18 protein-coding genes are annotated in these 16,840 nt (G+C 70.1%); 15 read left to right on the top strand and 3 right to left on the bottom strand.

What is annotated here, in order from left to right; genetic code table 11:
* Positions 1–253, top strand: a 253-nt coding sequence (locus tag AC1DTW_RS18655) for a thioredoxin domain-containing protein (protein ID WP_477982819.1), incomplete at its 5' end; no start/stop codon positions are given.
* An 8-nt stretch (positions 254–261) separates the two neighbouring features.
* Positions 262–1,137, top strand: a complete 876-nt coding sequence (locus AC1DTW_RS18650; protein ID WP_477982818.1) for an NAD(P)-dependent oxidoreductase — start codon at positions 262–264, stop codon at positions 1,135–1,137.
* A 22-nt stretch (positions 1,138–1,159) separates the two neighbouring features.
* Here AC1DTW_RS18650 and AC1DTW_RS18645 read toward each other — a convergent pair whose 3' ends face one another.
* From AC1DTW_RS18645 to AC1DTW_RS18635, 3 genes are read right to left on the bottom strand one after another with little or no spacing between them, the layout of a single operon-like run.
* The gene (locus AC1DTW_RS18645; protein ID WP_477982817.1) at positions 1,160–1,780 is read right to left on the bottom strand and encodes a DUF4337 domain-containing protein; all 621 of its coding nucleotides are present in this window, start codon (positions 1,778–1,780) and stop codon (positions 1,160–1,162) included.
* A 48-nt stretch (positions 1,781–1,828) separates the two neighbouring features.
* A complete protein-coding gene (locus AC1DTW_RS18640; protein WP_477982815.1) occupies positions 1,829–2,395 on the bottom strand; it encodes a GNAT family N-acetyltransferase in 567 nt (188 codons plus the stop codon).
* Between the two features lie 19 nt (positions 2,396–2,414).
* Positions 2,415–4,163, bottom strand: coding sequence for an NHL repeat-containing protein (locus AC1DTW_RS18635; protein ID WP_477982814.1), 1,749 nt, complete (start codon positions 4,161–4,163; stop codon positions 2,415–2,417).
* A gap of 160 nt (positions 4,164–4,323) precedes the next feature.
* On the opposite strand from AC1DTW_RS18635, the gene AC1DTW_RS18630 reads away from it, so the two are divergent.
* The 13 genes from AC1DTW_RS18630 to AC1DTW_RS18570 all read left to right on the top strand — a co-directional run bounded on the left by AC1DTW_RS18630 (position 4,324) and on the right by AC1DTW_RS18570 (position 16,701).
* Positions 4,324–4,971 (top strand): putative Ig domain-containing protein, encoded by a 648-nt coding sequence (locus AC1DTW_RS18630; RefSeq protein ID WP_477982812.1) that lies wholly within the window; start codon positions 4,324–4,326, stop codon positions 4,969–4,971.
* Positions 4,972–5,130: 159 nt separating this feature from the next.
* Positions 5,131–6,690, top strand: a complete 1,560-nt coding sequence (locus AC1DTW_RS18625) for a benzoate-CoA ligase family protein (RefSeq protein WP_477982811.1) — start codon at positions 5,131–5,133, stop codon at positions 6,688–6,690.
* A gap of 70 nt (positions 6,691–6,760) precedes the next feature.
* A complete protein-coding gene (locus AC1DTW_RS18620) occupies positions 6,761–7,564 on the top strand; it encodes an alpha/beta fold hydrolase (protein WP_477982810.1) in 804 nt (267 codons plus the stop codon).
* Between the two features lie 14 nt (positions 7,565–7,578).
* Positions 7,579–8,760, top strand: coding sequence for an ABC transporter substrate-binding protein (locus AC1DTW_RS18615; RefSeq protein WP_477982809.1), 1,182 nt, complete (start codon positions 7,579–7,581; stop codon positions 8,758–8,760).
* Between the two features lie 144 nt (positions 8,761–8,904).
* Positions 8,905–9,183, top strand: a complete 279-nt coding sequence (locus AC1DTW_RS18610; protein WP_477982807.1) for a type II toxin-antitoxin system prevent-host-death family antitoxin — start codon at positions 8,905–8,907, stop codon at positions 9,181–9,183.
* Positions 9,180–9,590: a type II toxin-antitoxin system VapC family toxin gene (locus AC1DTW_RS18605; RefSeq protein ID WP_477982806.1), complete on the top strand. Its 411-nt coding sequence runs from the start codon at positions 9,180–9,182 to the stop codon at positions 9,588–9,590. The genes AC1DTW_RS18610 and AC1DTW_RS18605 overlap by 4 nt, the downstream gene beginning before the upstream one ends.
* Positions 9,591–9,600: 10 nt before the next feature.
* Positions 9,601–10,473 carry a branched-chain amino acid ABC transporter permease gene (locus AC1DTW_RS18600; RefSeq protein ID WP_477982805.1) on the top strand — a complete coding sequence of 291 codons (873 nt, stop codon included), beginning with the start codon at positions 9,601–9,603 and terminating at the stop codon, positions 10,471–10,473.
* Positions 10,474–11,074: 601 nt separating this feature from the next.
* On the top strand, positions 11,075–12,022 hold the full coding sequence (locus tag AC1DTW_RS18595; protein WP_477982804.1) for a branched-chain amino acid ABC transporter permease: 948 nt from the start codon (positions 11,075–11,077) through the stop codon (positions 12,020–12,022).
* Positions 12,015–12,797 (top strand): ABC transporter ATP-binding protein, encoded by a 783-nt coding sequence (locus AC1DTW_RS18590; RefSeq protein WP_477982803.1) that lies wholly within the window; start codon positions 12,015–12,017, stop codon positions 12,795–12,797. The genes AC1DTW_RS18595 and AC1DTW_RS18590 overlap by 8 nt, the downstream gene beginning before the upstream one ends.
* A gap of 13 nt (positions 12,798–12,810) precedes the next feature.
* Positions 12,811–13,512, top strand: coding sequence for an ABC transporter ATP-binding protein (locus AC1DTW_RS18585; protein WP_477982802.1), 702 nt, complete (start codon positions 12,811–12,813; stop codon positions 13,510–13,512).
* A gap of 66 nt (positions 13,513–13,578) precedes the next feature.
* Complete coding sequence (locus AC1DTW_RS18580) at positions 13,579–13,881, top strand: antibiotic biosynthesis monooxygenase family protein (RefSeq protein WP_477982801.1); 303 nt, start codon at positions 13,579–13,581, stop codon at positions 13,879–13,881.
* Positions 13,882–13,891: 10 nt separating this feature from the next.
* Positions 13,892–15,244, top strand: coding sequence for a M16 family metallopeptidase (locus AC1DTW_RS18575; RefSeq protein WP_477982800.1), 1,353 nt, complete (start codon positions 13,892–13,894; stop codon positions 15,242–15,244).
* Positions 15,241–16,701 carry a M16 family metallopeptidase gene (locus AC1DTW_RS18570; RefSeq protein WP_477982799.1) on the top strand — a complete coding sequence of 487 codons (1,461 nt, stop codon included), beginning with the start codon at positions 15,241–15,243 and terminating at the stop codon, positions 16,699–16,701. The genes AC1DTW_RS18575 and AC1DTW_RS18570 overlap by 4 nt, the downstream gene beginning before the upstream one ends.
* The last annotated feature ends 139 nt before the right edge of the window (positions 16,702–16,840 follow it).

Here is a 16,840-nt window from a genome sequence, read left to right as displayed (position 1 = left end):
GATCGGCCCGGACAAGAAGATCAAGCTGATGCTGACCTACCCGATGACGACCGGGCGCAACTTCGACGAGATCCTGCGCGTGCTCGACTCGATGCAGCTGACCGCGAAGTACAAGGTCGCCACGCCGGTGAACTGGAAGCAGGGCGACGACGTGATCATCACCGCAGCGGTCTCGAACGAAGAGGCCGCGACCTCCTTCCCGGGCTTCAAGACCATCAAGCCCTACCTGCGCACGACCAAGCAGCCGGGCTGAGCGGCGTCATGCGCAGCGCCCGGGTCGGCGTCATCGGCGTCGGCGCGATGGGCATGGCGATGGCGCGCAACCTGCGCGCGAAGGGCTGGCAGGTCAGCACGCGCGATGTGCGCCGCGCCGCCGACGCCGAGGCGCGCGCGCTCGGGCTGAGCGTCTGCACTTCGCCGCAGGCGCTCGCCGCGCAGAGCGACATCGCGATCGTCGTCGTCGTCGACGCGGCGCAGGTCGACGACGTGCTGTTCGGCGCCGACGGTGTGGTGCAGGCCCGCGGCGGCGCGACGACGGTGATGCTGTGCTCGACGATCGCGCCGCACGACACCGAACGCTTCGCGGCACAGCTCGCGACGCACGGCATCGCGACGATCGATGCGCCGATCTCGGGCGGCCCGGCGCGCGCGCTGGCCGGCACGATGAGCACGATGCTCGCCGCACCCGCGGCGGCGCTTGCACCGTGGCAGACCCTGCTCGCCGACCTGGCGGACAGGCGTTTCGTCGTCAGCGAGACGATCGGCGATGCCGCGAAAGCCAAGCTCGTCAACAACCTGCTCGCCGGCATCCACCTGGTGGCCGGCGCCGAGGCGCTCGCGCTCGCCGCGAAGGTCGGGCTCGACCCGGCGGTCGTGTTCGACATCGTCCGCGCGTCGAGCGGCGCCTCGTGGATGTTCGAGGACCGGATGGCGCGGGCGCTGGTTGAAGACTACGCGCCGGCGCGCGCCGCCGCGCACATCCTGACCAAGGATCTCGGCCTCGCGACCGCGCTGGCCGCGAGCGTGGCCCACGCGACGCCGCTCGGCGACGCGGCGCTCGCACGCCTGCGCGAGACGGTCACGCGCGGCTGGGGCGAGCTCGACGACGCGGCGGTGATCAAGACCTACCAGCGCTGAGCGCGCGCGGCCGACGCCCGGCTCACGAGAGCAGCCTGACCAGCGCCTCCGGGTGGATCGGCCATCCGGCCAGGCCTGCAACGCCCATCAGCAGGCCGAAGCCGGTCGGCACGAGCGAGGCCCAGTACAGCGCCCACAGGCGCGTCAGCGCCGTCACGGCGAGCATCGCGATCGCGACGGCGATCAGTGCATCCGACAGGTCGAACTGGTCGTCGCGGTAGTTCAGCGCGTCGTAGGTCTTCTGGTCCTGCTCGGCCTGCGCGCGCACCTCGTCCTTCTTCCTTGCCTGGTCCTGCGCAAGGCTGCGGTACTTCGCGATCGCCGCGTCGTAGGCCTCGGGGTTCGACGGCTGGGTGCCCTGACGCGCCAGATCGAGCTGGGTCGCGGTGGCCTCGGCGACCTCCTGCCGCAGATTGCGGGCCTGGTAATAGCCCCAGTGGTCGACCTTGTCGGCCTGCGCCTGCTGCATCGCCTGGACGATGTTGTCGTCCTTGACCTTGCAGATGCCCATGAACGTCGCCAGCACGGCGACCGTGATCGCGACCGCGGCGTTCAGCGCAGCGGCGCGCGCTTCGCCCGACTCGCGCGGCGGCGCGGTGCTTGCCTTCGCGGTTTCGACGATGTCCTTCGGATCCATTTCCATCGCATGCCTGCCTTTTGGGTGACCGGCGCGATCGTACCGTTGTGCCGATCAGGGCACGTCGCGCTTGAGGACCGCGTACAGCACCATGTCGCAGAGCTGCCCGTGCGGGTCGCGCTCATGGCAGCGCAGCACGCCTTCGCGCGCCATCCCGAGGCGCTCGGCAAAATGCAACGCGCGCGTGTTGCGCGCATCGCTCATCGCCTCGATGCGCTCGAAACCGAGTCGAAAGCACAACCCGATCACCGCCAGCGCCGCCTCGCGCATCAGCCCGCGGCCGGCACGCCGCGCATCGCCGACATAGCCGATCTCGCCGCGCGAGGCCTCGAACGCGATCGTGTGCACGTCGATGCGGCCGACCCAGCCGCCATCGGCGATCTCGAAGACATGGAAGACGAGGTCCTCGCCGGCGGCGACGCTGCGCGCGTCGTCTTCGCAGAAGCGCCGCGCCCATTCGGCGTCGCGCGGGCGGAGGCCCCAGGCGACGTAGGCGAGCGCGGGCATCGTCGCGGCCACGCCGTCGGCGAACGCCGCCGCATGCTCGGCGCGCGGGGTTTCGAGGCGCAGCCGTTCGGTGTGCAGGGAGCCCGGGGCGGCCATCAGGTCGAGCGGGGTCATGGTCCCGCCGCCCCGCGCATCACGCGAGCGCCTTGTAGAGCATCTGCCCGATGATCGCGATCCCGGAGACGATTGCCGCGACGACCAGGGCCTTGAGCCAAACATTGCGCTTCAGCATCTCGCGGGTCAGCGCCGCGTTGTCGACCAAGTTCTCAGGCGGCAACCGGGCGAGGATGCTCTGCTCGATCAGCGATGCGTCGAACATCGGGGTGCCGGCCTTGCCGACACGCGTGCGTTGGCAAGTCATCAGCATCCGCGCGCCGATCAACAGCGCGTTGCTCGACGCGAGCACCTCGCGCAGCGGCGCCTCGGCGACCGTGCGCTCGCCGCTGAGCCAGCGCACCGCGTCCTGGGTCACGTACAGCGAGCGTCGGCCGCCGAACCAGTACGTCCATGCAATCGCGATCGGCATCCAGGCCGCCACGCCGATGGTCTGTGCCCAAACCCGCCAGGAGATCTGAGAGAAATCGATGCGCTTGCCGGTCGTGATCAGGATCCACGCGATGCCACCGAACAGTGCCAGCGTCAGCGCGACCATGGCCCACAACAAGCGGCGCTCCTGCCTCAGATACCCGGTCGAGCGCTCGATGACGATCGGGAACCGCAGCGGTGCCGCCGCGGCCCGCGCGCGCTCGATGCGCGCCCGCGCCGCCGCGTCGATGCGCCCGGGCGGCACCGCCCGCTCGCTGAAGCGCCACGCGAGCAGCATGCCGAGCACGAAGGTCACGACGGCGACGATGGCCGCCCCGCGCGTCCACAGCGCCGCGTGTTCGGCCTGCGCCTGCAGTGGCAGCAGATCGGCGCGAAAGGCGGCGTCGCCGAAGTCGTCGAGCAGCCCACCTTGCGCATCGACGCGATACAGCCGCGGCGGGGAGAAGTCACCGACCAGCAGCGCATCACCGAGCGGCTCGACGATCAACGGATCGGCATCGCCCCGCAGCGCCGCGCGGCGCACCGGCTTGTGGTCGGCGTCGAAAACGAGGATGTCGCCATCCGCCTGGCCGAAGCGCATCGCGAGCATCCACAACGTGCCGGTCGGCGAGATCGCGACGTCGGTAACCTTCGAGTGGGCGAGGCGCGCGCCGCCGTGGTCTTGCGCGTAGAGCGTCTTCGGCAGCCGGATCGGCCGGCCCGGTTCGGCCGCGAGCCAGACCGCGCGGCCGTTGTCGTTGTCGCCGACGAGCAGCGTGTTGTTTCCGAGGTAGCGGATGCGGTTCGGGAAATCGAGCGCAACCTCGCCCGCATCCGACTTCGCGAGTCGCTCGCCGCGGAAGTCGAAGACCTGCACCGCGCCGCCTCTCGCGTCGGTGACGAAGACCCGCTCTCCCGGCCGATCGACCGCGAGGTGCACGGCGCGCGAACCCGCGTTGACCTTCAGCTTCGCGCCGGCGATCGCGCTCGCGCAGTTCGCGAGCCGATGCTGCGCCTCAATCCAGACGCAGCGCACGACGCGCGGCGTCGTGTCTTCGAAGAACCAGGCTTCGGTCAGGCCCTGGGCGTCGACGGTCCAGTCCATGTCGTTCGGGTCTTCGCTGAAACCGAGCGCGCGCATGTCCTGATCGGCGAGGCGCCGGCCATCGGCATCGAAGACATGCAGCCGGCTGCCGATGACCGCCGCGACCTTCTGCGCGTCGGCGGCGCCGAACACGCGCAGGCTGGTCAGCGCGCCGGCATCGTTGCCCAGCGCGATGCCGCGCAGGTAGGCGGCCAGGCACAGCATCATCACCACGACGATCGGCAGGCCGATGGTCCATTCGCGACGGGTCATTGAAGGTGCTGGCTCGCTGCAACGGCCGGATCGGCTCGCGTGGAATTGTAGGCAGCATCGCCCCCCTGCACGGGCTGGCGCGCTGCTACATTCGCCCGCCCGACAAGCGCCCGCGCCACAGAGAGCGTCGCGGCACACATCAAAACCTCAGGGAGATTCCATGTTGTCGTTCAAACTCCGCGCCGCGACGCTGCTGTCATGCGTCGCCCTTGCCATGACCGCGTGCGGCGGTGGTGGCTCGAAAGACCTGTACGTCTCGGTCAGCTTCCCGTCCGACCCCGTCAGCGTCTTCCGCGTCTCGACCATCCAGCCGCACCTGAGCGGCTTCGACGGCCACGATCAGCGCTGCGACCAGAACTCCGGCGCGCTGCCGGCCGGCATGCACATCAACAACGATTGCTCGATCTCCGGCCGGCCGACCCAGGTGGGCACGTTCACTTTCGGGTACAAGGTCCGCGCCGAAGATGCGGATGGCAGCTTCGACACCACCGCCTCGGTGACCGTGATTGCGCCGACCGCGTGGTACGGCGCGCACCAGGTCTCCGTGAGGCTGGGCGCCGCCATCAACGATCTGCCGCAGATCGTGTCCAACGGCTGGGTCGCGCCGACGGACACCACGGTCGTCTGGTCGTACCAGCTCGCCGGCGGCTCGCTGGCGCCAGGCCTGGCGCTCGACGCCTCGACCGGCGCGATCACCGGCACGCCGACGACGGCCGGCAACTTCCTCGCGACGATCCAGCCGGTGCTGACGACCCCCTACGGGAGCGTGTCGCTGACGCCGTATCCCTACCAGACCATCGCCTCCTGAGCAGAGGCGCAGTATGTTGCATTGATCGAGGGGCAACGGCCCGCCGCGCTTCATGCGTGCGGCGGCACGCGGGAGGGGTGTTCGGGTTTGCTCGAGGGGTCGCGTTGGAAGATCAGCCCTATAGTGCAAACATGCAACATACTACATCACGCGTCGCGAATGATCGACTCCGCGATTAGCCCGCCGCCGGAGCGCTTCAACGCCGCCGCGCACCTGCTCGCGCTGAACGCCGGGCGGGCCGCGAAGCTCGCCTACATCGACGACGCGCAGCGCGTCAGCTACGGCGAGCTGGACGACCAGGTGCGCCGCTGCGCCGCCGCGTTGCTGGCGCTCGGCCTGCGACGCGAAGAGCGCATGCTGATGGTGATGCACGACAGCGTCGACTTCCCCATCGCGTTTCTCGGTGCGCTGTACGCGGGCATCGTGCCGGTGCCGGTCAACACGCTGCTGACCGCTGACGACTACGACTACATGCTGCGCAACAGCGGCGCCCGGGCGCTGCTGGTGTCGCGCGCACTGTGGCCGACCTTGCAGAGCGCGGTCGCGGACTTGGCGATCCCGACGATCGTGACCGGCGATGCTGTGGCCCCCGAGGGGACGCGACGTTTCGCGAGCCTGCTCGAGGCGCCGCCGTTGGCCGCGCCGGCCGACACGCGCGCCGACGACTTCGGTTTCTGGCTCTACTCCAGCGGTTCGACCGGCCGGCCCAAGGGCACGGTGCACACGCACGCGAACCTGTACTGGACCGCCGCGCTCTACGGCACGCCGGTGCTCGGCCTGCGCGAAGACGACATCGGCTTCTCGGCCGCCAAGCTGTTCTTCGCGTACGGCCTGGGCAACGCGCTGACCTTCCCGCTGAGCGTCGGCGCGACGACCGTGCTGATGGCCGAGCGGCCGACGCCGGCCGCTGTGTTCAGGCGCTGGGTCGATCATGGCGTCACGGTCTTCTTCGGCGCCCCGACCGGCTATGCGGGCATGCTCGTCTCGCCCGAGCTGCCGGCGCGCGCCGACGTGAAGCTGCGGCTGTGCTCGTCCGCCGGCGAGGCGTTGCCGCGCGAGATCGGCGAGCGCTTCACGGCCCATTTCGGCTGCGAGATCGTCGACGGCCTGGGTTCGACCGAGATGCTGCACATCTTCCTGTCGAACCGCCCCGGCGACGTGCAATACGGCAGCAGCGGCAAGGTCGTCGACGGCTACCGGCTCAGGCTCGTCGACGACGACGGCCATGAAGCCCGGCCCGGCGAGATCGGCGACCTGTACGTCAGCGGCCCGAGCTCGGCACTGATGTACTGGGGCCAGCGCGAGAAGTCGCGCGCGACCTTCCAGGGCGAGTGGACGAAGACCGGCGACAAGTACTCGATCGACGCGCGCGGCTGCTACGTCTACGCCGGCCGCAGCGACGACATGCTGAAGGTCAGCGGCGTGTATGTTTCGCCATTCGAGGTCGAGGGGACGCTGATGCAGCACCCGGCCGTGCTCGAATGTGCGGTGATCGGCATCGAGGACGCCGACGGCCTGACGAAGACCAAGGCCTGCGTCGTGCGCAAGCCCGGTGCGCAGGTCGACGAGCCCGAGCTGAAGGCCTTCGTGAAGGAGCGCCTCGCGGCCTACAAGTACCCGCGCGTGATCGAGTTCATCGACGAGCTGCCGAAGACGGCGACCGGCAAGATCCAGCGTTTCCGGCTGCGCGACCAGGCGCGCGAGCGCGGGCGGCAGTGAGCCCCGCCCGGCCGCCCGAAGGGGCTCGCTCCCGCCCGGCGGGACCGCGCGCAGCGCGTAGGGTGCCCTCATGAACACGGGCGCCATCCAGTTCGCGCAGCTCGACTGGCGCGGCCGGCCGCTGCGGCTCGAATACCAGTGGGTCGGCGATGCGGAATCGGTGCGCCCGCCGGTCGTCTTCCTGCACGAGGGCCTGGGCTCGGTCGCGATGTGGAAGGATTTCCCCGCCCGCCTGTGCAGCGAGCACGGCCTGCGCGGGCTGGTGTTCTCGCGCTACGGCTACGGGCAGTCGACGCCGAAGCCGCCCGGCGAGCGCTGGACGCCCGCGTTCATGCACGCACAGGCGCACGAGGTGCTGCCGCTGCTGTTCGCGCAGCTGCAGATCGAGCGCCCCTGGCTGTTCGGCCACAGCGACGGCGGCTCGATCGCGCTGCTGCACGCGGCGCGCTTCGACGTGGCCGGCGTGGTCGTCGTGGCGCCGCACCTGTTCGTCGAAGACGTGTCGATCGCGAGCATCGAGAAGGCGCGCGAAGCCTTTGATGGCACCGACCTGCGCGAACGCCTGGGCCGCTACCACGCCGACCCGGATTCGGCGTTCCGCGGCTGGAACGACATCTGGCTGGACCCGGCGTTCCGCGCCTGGAACATCGAGGCCGAGCTCGCGACGATCGCCGGCCCGATCCTCGCGGTTCAGGGCGAGGACGACGAGTACGGCACACTCGCGCAGATTCGTGGCATCCAGGCACGACTGCCGAAAACCCGGTTGCTTGTGATCCCCAAATGCGGACACTCGCCGCACCGGGACCAGCCCGCGCTGCTGGCAGCGCAAGCGGGCCGATTCATCGCCGAACATTCAACATCGACATCATCATGATCAGGGAGCCTCGCATGCCGTTCAGCTTCATCAAGACCTCCGTCGCCGCCGCGAGTCTCGCGCTGTGCGGAATCGCCGCGCATGCGCAGGCAACAGCGCCGGCCACCGGCCCGATCAAGGTCGGCTTCATGCTGCCCTACACCGGCACCTACGCGAGCCTGGGCAACATGATCGAGAACGGCTTCAAGCTCTACGTGCAGGAGCAGGGCGGCAAGCTCGGCGGGCGCGAGATCCAGTACTTCAAGGTCGACGACGAGTCCGAGCCGTCGAAGGGCACCGACAACGTCAACAAGCTGATCAAGCGCGACAACGTCGACGTGCTGGTCGGCACCGTGCATTCCGGCGTCGCGCTGGCGATGGCGAAGGCGGCGCGCGACAACAACACGCTGCTGATCATCCCGAACGCCGGCGCCGACGCGATCACCGGCCCGATGTGCGCGCCGAACATCGTGCGCAGCTCGTTCTCGAACTGGCAGCCGGCCTTCGCGATGGGCAAGGTGGCGGCCGAGAAGGGTGCGAAGAAGGCGATCACGATCACCTGGAACTACGCGGCCGGCAGCGAGTCGGTGAAGGGCTTCAAGGAGGCGTTCGAGAAGGGCGGCGGCTCGGTCGTCAAGGAGCTGAACCTGCCCTTCCCCGGCGTCGAGTTCCAGGCGCTGTTGACCGAGATCGCGGCGCAGAAGCCCGACGCGGTCTACGCGTTCTTCGCCGGCGGCGGTGCGGTGAAGTTCGTCAAGGACTACGCGGCCGCCGGCCTCTCGAAGACGATCCCGCTCTACGGCCCCGGCTTCCTGACCGACGGCACGCTCGAGGCGCAAGGCCCCGCCGCGCAGGGCATGCTGACGACGCTGCACTATGCCGACAACCTCGACACGCCGCGCAACAACGCGTTCCGCAAGCACTTCGCGCTGACCTACAAGGCGAACGCCGACGTGTACGCGGTACAGGGCTACGATGCCGCGCAAATCCTCGGCGCCGGCCTCGCCGCCGTGAAGGGCGATCTGGCCAAGCGCGATGCGCTCACGGCCGCGATGCACAAGGTCACCGTCGACAGCCCGCGCGGCAAGTTCACGATCTCGCCGGCCGGCAACCCGGTGCAGGACATCTACCTGCGCGAAGCCAAGGGCAACAACAACGAGTACCGTTCGATCGCGGTGAAGGCGCTGGCCGATCCGGCGCGGGGCTGCAAGCTGTAGCCTTCGGCACAATCCAGCGGGCGGCGTTGCCGCCCTTTTCTTTGGCTTGGCGCGCTATGCGCGCGCCGCTTGGCATTTGCCCCGTGACCTCGCCATCTCCCTCGGCTAGAATCTGACCAGTTCATCTGACCAGTTCGATCCTTCATGAACAAGACCCCGTGGCGGCTCCAGGATGCCAAGGCGCAGTTCAGCGCCGTCGTCGACGCCGCATTGGCCGGCGAGGCGCAGCTCGTGACACGCCGCGGCAAGCGTGCGGTCGTGGTGCTCGACGCCGGCGAATACGAGCGGCTGCGCCAAGGCGAGCGCGCGCAGGCCCCCGGCTTCATCGAGCACCTGCTGGCGATACCGCGCCCCGCCAAGGCAACGCGCCAGGCGCCCGAAGAGCGCCCGCCGATCCGGCTGCGCGACGTGGTGTTCGAGTGATCCTGCTCGACACCGTCGTGGTGTCGGAGTTGCGCAAGGCCCGCCCCAACCCCCGAGTGATCGAGTGGATGCGCGGCCTGCGCGAAGCCGACGTGTTCCTCAGCGTCGTCACCATCGGCGAGATCGAGCGCGGCATCCGCAAGGTGCGCGACACCGACTTCGCACTCGCGCTGACGCGCTGGCTCGAAGAGCTGCTGCGCTTCTACGGCGACCGGATCCTGCCGGTCACGCCCGAGATCGCGCGCCATTGGGGCCGACTCTCGGCCGATCTCGGCCACGAAGGCGCCGACCTGCTGGTCGCCGCCACCGCGGCGGTGCACCGGCTGACGGTGGCCACCCGCAACGTGCGCCATTTCGCGCCGACCGGCGTGCCGGTGTTCGATCCGTTCAAGGCGGTTGCTGCCTGAGTTGCTGCCGATGGACCTCGCGACCTTCCTCGTCCAGTGCCTGAACGCCGTCCAGTACGGCCTGCTGCTGTTCCTCGTGGCCAGCGGCCTGACCCTGATCTTCGGGATCATGGGCGTGATCAACCTCGCGCACGGCAGCTTCTACATGATCGGCGCGTACATCGCGTTCGTGCTCGCGCCCTGGTTCGGCGACTGGTTCATCGCCAGGCTCGCCGTCGGCGTGCTGCTCGCGGCCGCGTTCGGCTACCTGCTCGAGTGGGCGTTCTTCAGCTTTCTGTACCAGCGCGAGCACCTGCAGCAAGTGCTGATGACCTACGCGCTGATCCTCGTCTTCGAGGAGGCGCGCAGCCTGCTCGTCGGCAACGATGTGCACGGCGTGCAGGCACCGTCGTGGCTGGCGGGCGGGTTCCAGCTCGGCGGGCTGATGTCGTACCCGTGGTACCGGGTGTTCGCTTCCGTCGCGTGCATCGTCGTCGCGCTCGGCCTGTACTTCGTCGTCAACCGCACGCGCCTCGGGATGATGATCCGCGCCGGCGCGAGCAATCGCGACATGGCCCGCGGCCTGGGCCTCGACATCAAGCGCCTGTACCGCATCGTGTTCGCCGGCGGCGTCGCGCTCGCGGCGCTGGCCGGGATGATCGCGGCGCCGCTGTCGTCGGTCTACCCGGGCATGGGCGGCAGCGTGCTGATCATCTGCTTCGTCGTCGTCGTGATCGGCGGCATCGGCTCGATCACCGGCGCGCTGATCGCCTCGCTGCTGGTCGGCTTCGTCGACACCTTCGGCAAGGTGTTCTTCGCCGAATACAGCGGCGTCGGCGTGTATTTGTTGATGGCGGTCGTTCTGGTGTGGCGGCCGGAAGGCCTGATGAAGCGGGCGTACTAGAGATGACGGCGTTCGGTCTCCGATGGGGACGGTCACGCTTGGCGCGTCGCGGCAGGCGGTACCCGGCGCGGGCTCATGCTGGGGCGGTCGGTGCTGCGCACCGACTGCACTGCGCTGCTCGGTCCGGGGTCGCGCCGCAGAACTCGCTCCGTTCGCTGCGCTCACCGCACTCAGACAGCCGCGGCGAGTCAGACATTGAGGCACGCGCTGCGCGCGCGCCGACCCCGGCCCTGCGCTGCTCGTCGCCACAGAAATCGCCCGCCCCGGGCACCGCCTGCCGCGAAACCCACCCGTGGCGGCGTGCCGGCCGGACGCCACCACCGTGCCTGCAAAGGCGAGAGCGGCCGGGCCGGCGAGGGCATGAAGAAGCCAGCGCCGAGCAGCGCAGCGCAGCAGGGTCGGGCCGCTTGCGGCCCAAGTCCGCATGTTTGAGGTCCTGTACTCAGGGCCGAGTTTGCGGACTTGCCCTGCGGAGCGAGCAGCGCAGGGCACCCCTCGCGCAGCGAGGGGCGCGGCTTCAGCCCTCGCCGGCCTGGCCGCTCTCGCCTTTGCCACGCCAAGGCTGGAAGGTCGACTCTCGGAACACACGGTGGAGCAACTGATGCGCCGTCCCTGGCTCGTTCCGGTCGTCGCCGCAGCCGCGTTGCTGGCGCTGCCGGCCATCCTCTCGCCGTACCTGCAGGACCTGGTCGTCAGGATCGCGATCTACGCGGTGTTCGCGCTCAGTCTCGAGTTGCTGGTCGGCGTGACCGGCCTGGTTAGCCTCGGCCACGCCGCCTTTCTCGGCATCGGCGCGTACGTGACGGTGCTCGCGTCGGGCGACGGCGGCGGCTCGGTCGCGGGAATCCTGCCGCTCGCGGTGCTTGCGGCGGCGACGTACGCGCTCTTCGTCGGCGCGCTGAGCCTGCGCACCAAGGGCGTCTACTTCATCATGGTCACGCTCGCGTTCGCGCAGATGGCCTACTTCGTCTTCCACGACACCAAACTCGCCGGCGGCAGCGACGGGCTGTTCCTGTATGTCAAGCCGGTGCTCGGCGCGCTGAACCTCGACGACAAGCGCACGATCTATTACGCGGTGATGCTCGCGCTGATCGGCACCTACGCGCTGCTTGCGCTGCTGATGCGCTCGCGCTTCGGCCATGCGCTCGCGGGGATCCGCGTCAACGAGCAGCGCATGCGTGCGGCCGGCTACCCGACCTACTGGTACAAGCTGGCCGCGTTCGTGATCGCCGGCGCGCTCGCCGGACTCGCGGGCTTTCTGCTTGTCGCGAAGGATGGCGCCGTGAATCCGGAGCTGCTGAGCTGGCACGAGTCGGGCGCGGTGCTGCTGATGCTGATCCTCGGCGGCATCGGCAGCCTGCGCGGCGCGGTGATCGGCGCGGTGGCGTTCACCTTGCTGAAGGAGCTGTTCCAGCTCGAAGCGCTGCTCGGCCCGCTCGCGAGCCACTGGCAGATGACGCTGGGCTTCACGATCATCGCGTTCGTCGCGCTGCTGCCGAAGGGCTTGATCGGGCTGCGCCGACGATGGACCGGAGCCTCCCATGGCTGACGTATCGGCCGCGCCGCGCGAGCCAGAAGGCGGCGCACTGCTGCGTGCGGTGGCGCTGGTGCGCCGCTTCGGCGGGCTGACCGCGGTGAGCGAGGTCTCGCTCGATCTGCGCGTCGGCGAAGTCCATGCGGTGATCGGCACGAACGGCGCCGGCAAGTCGACCTTGATCAACATGCTGTCGGGCGAGATCGCGGCGAGCAGCGGCACGATCGAACTCGACGGCCACGACATCGGCGCCTGGCCGCAACCGAAGCGCGCCCGCGCCGGCATCGGCCGCAGCTACCAGCGCACGACGATCTTCCCGAGCTTCAGCGTGCTGGAGAACTGCCGGCTCAGCGCGCAGGCCACGCAACCGCGTGCCTGGGCCGTCTGGCAGGCGGCGCAGCACTGCGCCCACAGCATGCAGGCCGCGCACGAAGCGCTCGAGGCCGCAGGCCTCGCCGGCGAAGCGAAGCGCCCGGCCGGCCTGCTCAGCCACGGCGGCCAGCGCCAGCTCGAGATCGCGATGTGCCTGGCGACACGACCGCGCGTGCTGCTGCTCGACGAGCCGCTCGCCGGCATGGGCGCCGAAGAGACCGAGCGCATGCTCGCGCTGCTCGGCGCGCTGAAGCGCAGCCACGCGGTGCTGCTGGTCGAGCACGACATGGACGCGGTGTTCCGCATCGCCGATCGCATCACGGTGATGGTCAACGGCGCGGTGATCGCGAGCGATGCGCCGCAGCGCATCCGCACCAATCCCGACGTGCAGGTCGCGTACCTCGGCGAGTCCCATTGAACGGCGCGGCGCCATGCTGAAGATCACCGACCTGCACACCTACTACGGCGACAGCCACACCCTGCGCGGCGTGGACCTCGAGCTGCCGGCCGGCACCGCGCTCGGCCTGCTCGGCCGCAACGGCATGGGCAAGACGACGCTGATCCGCGCGCTGATGGGCTATGTGCGTGTCGCCAAGGGCCAGGTGCAATGGCAGGGCCGCGCCATGACCAACGCCGCGCCCGAGCGCATGGCGCGGCTCGGCATCGGCTACGTGCCGGAGGGCCGCGGGATCTTCCCGAACCTGTCGGTGCGCGAGAACCTCGTGATGACCGCGCGCGCCGGCGTCGACGGCCGCACCGACTGGACCTGCGACCGCGTCCTCGCGACCTTCCCGCGCCTGACCGAGCGGCTCGATCACGGCGGCCAGCAGCTTTCCGGCGGCGAGCAGCAGATGCTGAGCATCGGCCGCGCGCTGATGACGAACCCGCAGCTGCTGATCCTCGACGAAGCGACCGAAGGCCTTGCGCCGCTGATCGTCGCGGAAATCTGGCGCGTGATCGGCGCGATCCGCGCGACCGGCATCAGCACCTTGATCGTCGACCGCAACTACCGTGCGGTGCTCGCGCACACCGACCGCGCGGTGGTGCTGGAAAAGGGCCTGATCGTGAAGGCCGGCGCCTCGGCCGAGCTCGCCGCAGACCACGACGCGCTCGCGCGCTATCTCGGCGTGTAAAGAACTCACCGTTCGGCGGGCGCTTGTAGACTGACGGCCCCACGACTGCCGCCGAAGGCCACGCGCATGATTCTCGAAATCGCCGACATCCGCATCCCGCCGGGCAAGCAGGCGGAGTTCGACGCCGCGATCCAGCGGGGGCTCGACTCCGTCATCTCGAAGGCGGCCGGCTTTCGCGGCTTCAAGGTCAACAAGGGCGTCGAATCGCCCGAGCGCTACATCCTGATGATCTATTGGGAGACGCTCGAGAACCACACGGTCGATTTCCGCCAGGGGCCGCTGTTCCCGCAGTGGCGCGCGATCGTCGGGCCGTTCTTCGCGGTGCCGCCGGTGGTCGAACACTTCACGCTGCTCGCGAAGTCCGCCTGAAGCGCGCGGCATGGGCTCGAAGCTGCCGCGGCTCGCCGCCGCGATGCTCGGCGTCGCGGCGGCATCGTTCGCGTGCGCTGCCGAGGCGCCGCTGAAGATCGCGCCGGTCGCGTTCAGCGAACGCACGCTGCCGAACGGTCTGCAGGTGATCGCGGTGCCGAGCAGCGCAAGCCCGACGGTCAGCGTGCAGGTCTGGTACCACGTCGGCTCGAAGGACGATCCCGCGGGCCGCTCCGGCTTCGCGCACCTGTTCGAGCACCTGATGTTCAAGGGCACCGCTCACCTCAAGAGCGAGCAGTTCGACCGCCTGACCGAAGACGTCGGCGGTTCGAACAACGCGTTCACGACCAACGACGTGACCGGCTACACCGACCTGGTGCCGTCGAACCACCTCGAGGTGCTGCTGTGGGCCGAGGCCGAGCGCATGTCGAACCTGAACGTCGTGCAGGCGAACTTCGTCTCGGAGCGCGCGGTCGTCGAGGAAGAGTACCGCGAGCGCGTCCTCGCATCGCCGTACGGCCGCTTCGCCAACGCGATCCCGACCGCCGCCTACCAGGCGCACCCGTACAAGCGCCCGAGCATCGGCAGCATCGACGACCTCGAGGCCGCGACGCTGGCCGACGTCGTCGCGTTCCACGCGGCCCACTACCGGCCCGACAACGCGACGCTGGTCGTCGCCGGCGACTTCGAGCCGAAGCAGCTCGACGCGTGGGTCGACCAGTACTTCGCCCGCGTGCCGCGGCCGGCAGCGCCGCTGCCTCGCGTCGACGCCGGCGAACCGGCGTGGCCCGCCGACCGCAGCGCGACCGTGACCGGCCCGAACGTGCCGCTGCCGGCCATCGCACTGGTCTGGCTTGCGCCGCCGGTGACAAGCGCCGATGCGCCGGCGCTGCAGGTCGCGGCGGCGTTGCTGAGCGGCGGCGAATCGTCGCGGCTGAACCAGTCGCTCGTCTACCGGCAACGCATCGCCAGCCAGGCCAGCTTCGATGCCGACTTGCGCGTCGGGCCCGGCTTGCTGACCGCGAGCGCGATCGCCGCCGGTGGCAAGCCACTCGCCGCGGTGCAGCAGGCGCTGCTGGCCGAAGTGCTGCGGCTGGCGCAGCAGCCGGTCGCTGCGGCCGAGCTCGCGAAGGTCAAGACGCAGATCGTCACCGGCGCGCTGCTGACGCGCCAGACGCCCGAGGGCCTGGCGTCGGCGGTCGCCGAAGCGGCCGTGCTGCAGGGCGGCGCCGGGCACGTCAACACCGATCTGGATGCGCTGCAGGCCGTCAGCGCCGCGGATGTGCAGCGCGTGCTGCAGCGCTACGTGGTCGGCGCGCACAAGCTGGCGCTGCAATACGTTCAGGAAGGCGCGGCGAAATGAGCGCGCTCCTGCCGCGAACCCTCTTGACACTCGCGCTGCTCGCCACCCTCTCGACCGGCGCCCGCGCGCAGACCTTCGACACGCCGCCGAAGCCCGGCGCGCCGCGCCCGCTGAGCATTGCTGCGCCGATCGAGCAGCGCCTGCCGAACGGGCTGCGCGTCGTGCTCGCCGAACGCCGCGGCGTGCAGCTGGTGACCGCGCAGCTGCTCGTGCTCTCGGGCAGCGAGGTCGATCCGGCCGGCCGCGCCGGCCTGGCCTCGATGACCGCCGGGCTGCTGACCAAGGGCACGCGCCGGCACAGCGCGACCCAGCTCGCGCAGGCCGCCGAATCGCTCGGCGGCGCGCTCGACAGCGGTGCCGGCTGGCATCAATCCGAGGTCGCGATCACCGTCACGGTCCCGAAGCTCGACGCCGCGCTCGCGCTCGTCAGCGAGGTCGTGCGCGAGCCCGCGTTCGCGCAGACGGAGCTTGACCGGCTGCGCACGCAGGCGCTCGACGATCTGAAGGTCGCGTACAGCCGGCCCGGCACGCTGGCCTCGCTCGCGTCGCAGCGGCTGCTGTTCGGCGTCGGCGCCTACGGCCATCCGTCCAGCGGCACGCCGGCATCGCTGACGCGCATCACCCGCGCCGATCTGGTCGCGCTGCACGCGGCGCGCTTTCGACCCGATCACGCGGTGCTGGTGCTCGCCGGCGACCTCGACGCGGCCGGCGCGCTGCGGCTCGCGCGCCGCCGCTTCGGCATGTGGCGGGCGCCGGCCGGTGCGGCGCCGGCGGCGGATGCGCTGCAGGCGAATGCGCCGCTGGCGCAGATCGCGGCGGCGATCGACATGCCGCAGTCCGGCCAGGCCGCGGTGGTCGTCGCGGCGCCATTGCCCCCGCTGGGCGCCGATCGCGCGACCGCCGAGGTGATGAACGCGGTGCTGGGCGGCGGTTTCTCGTCGCGGCTGAGCCAGGAGATCCGCATCCGGCGCGGCCTGAGCTATTCGGCCGCGAGCGGGATCGATGCGCGCCCGCTCGGCGGCTCGCTGCGTGCGGTCGTTCAGACCAAGAACGAATCGGCCGCCGAGGTCGTGACCCTGGTGCAGGCCGAGTTCGACCGGCTCGCCGCCGCCCCGGTCGCCGACGACGAGCTCGCCGCCCGCAAGGCCACTCTGATCGGCGACTTCAGCCGCAGCGTCGAGACCACCGCTGGGCTGGCCGGGGCGCTGAAGGCGCTGATCGTCGCCGGGCTGCCGTTGGACGAACTGCGCACGCGGATTCAGGCGCTGTCGGCGGTCAACCCGGCCGAGGTGCAGCGCTATGCGGCGACGAACCTGGGCGCCGCGGGCCGGCGTGTGGCCGTCGCGGGCGACGCGGCGAAGTTCGGCGATGCGCTGAAGACCGCGTCGCCGGGACTCGTGATCGTGCCGCCGGGCCGGCTCGATCTGGACCGCGGCCCCGGCCTGAGCGCACCGTGAACGCAGGCGGCGCGCGGCGCCGAAACACAATCCCCTGAACGATTCCGGTATTGGATTGCACGCGGAATCACGAATACTGGGACAATCGAGGGGTTGCCCGTGATTGCCCTCATGGCGCCACGGTCGTCCGCACTTCTTC

This window comes from Rhizobacter sp. P5_A1, assembly GCF_056400745.1.
The sequence above is the reverse complement of the archived record's forward strand: the minus strand, read 5'-3'. Positions and strand labels throughout refer to the sequence as shown.

Excerpts from the sequence above, each read along its gene's own strand:
- AC1DTW_RS18650 (WP_477982818.1), top strand. The coding sequence starts at position 262 with ATGCGCAGCGCCCGGGTCGGCGTCATCGGCGTCGGCGCGATGGGCATG.
- AC1DTW_RS18645 (WP_477982817.1), bottom strand. The coding sequence starts at position 1,780 with ATGGAAATGGATCCGAAGGACATCGTCGAAACCGCGAAGGCAAGCACC.
- AC1DTW_RS18640 (WP_477982815.1), bottom strand. The coding sequence starts at position 2,395 with ATGACCCCGCTCGACCTGATGGCCGCCCCGGGCTCCCTGCACACCGAA.
- AC1DTW_RS18635 (WP_477982814.1), bottom strand. The coding sequence starts at position 4,163 with ATGACCCGTCGCGAATGGACCATCGGCCTGCCGATCGTCGTGGTGATG.
- AC1DTW_RS18630 (WP_477982812.1), top strand. The coding sequence starts at position 4,324 with ATGTTGTCGTTCAAACTCCGCGCCGCGACGCTGCTGTCATGCGTCGCC.
- AC1DTW_RS18625 (WP_477982811.1), top strand. The coding sequence starts at position 5,131 with ATGATCGACTCCGCGATTAGCCCGCCGCCGGAGCGCTTCAACGCCGCC.
- AC1DTW_RS18620 (WP_477982810.1), top strand. The coding sequence starts at position 6,761 with ATGAACACGGGCGCCATCCAGTTCGCGCAGCTCGACTGGCGCGGCCGG.
- AC1DTW_RS18615 (WP_477982809.1), top strand. The coding sequence starts at position 7,579 with ATGCCGTTCAGCTTCATCAAGACCTCCGTCGCCGCCGCGAGTCTCGCG.
- AC1DTW_RS18610 (WP_477982807.1), top strand. The coding sequence starts at position 8,905 with ATGAACAAGACCCCGTGGCGGCTCCAGGATGCCAAGGCGCAGTTCAGC.
- AC1DTW_RS18600 (WP_477982805.1), top strand. The coding sequence starts at position 9,601 with ATGGACCTCGCGACCTTCCTCGTCCAGTGCCTGAACGCCGTCCAGTAC.
- AC1DTW_RS18595 (WP_477982804.1), top strand. The coding sequence starts at position 11,075 with ATGCGCCGTCCCTGGCTCGTTCCGGTCGTCGCCGCAGCCGCGTTGCTG.
- AC1DTW_RS18590 (WP_477982803.1), top strand. The coding sequence starts at position 12,015 with ATGGCTGACGTATCGGCCGCGCCGCGCGAGCCAGAAGGCGGCGCACTG.
- AC1DTW_RS18585 (WP_477982802.1), top strand. The coding sequence starts at position 12,811 with ATGCTGAAGATCACCGACCTGCACACCTACTACGGCGACAGCCACACC.
- AC1DTW_RS18580 (WP_477982801.1), top strand. The coding sequence starts at position 13,579 with ATGATTCTCGAAATCGCCGACATCCGCATCCCGCCGGGCAAGCAGGCG.
- AC1DTW_RS18575 (WP_477982800.1), top strand. The coding sequence starts at position 13,892 with ATGGGCTCGAAGCTGCCGCGGCTCGCCGCCGCGATGCTCGGCGTCGCG.
- AC1DTW_RS18570 (WP_477982799.1), top strand. The coding sequence starts at position 15,241 with ATGAGCGCGCTCCTGCCGCGAACCCTCTTGACACTCGCGCTGCTCGCC.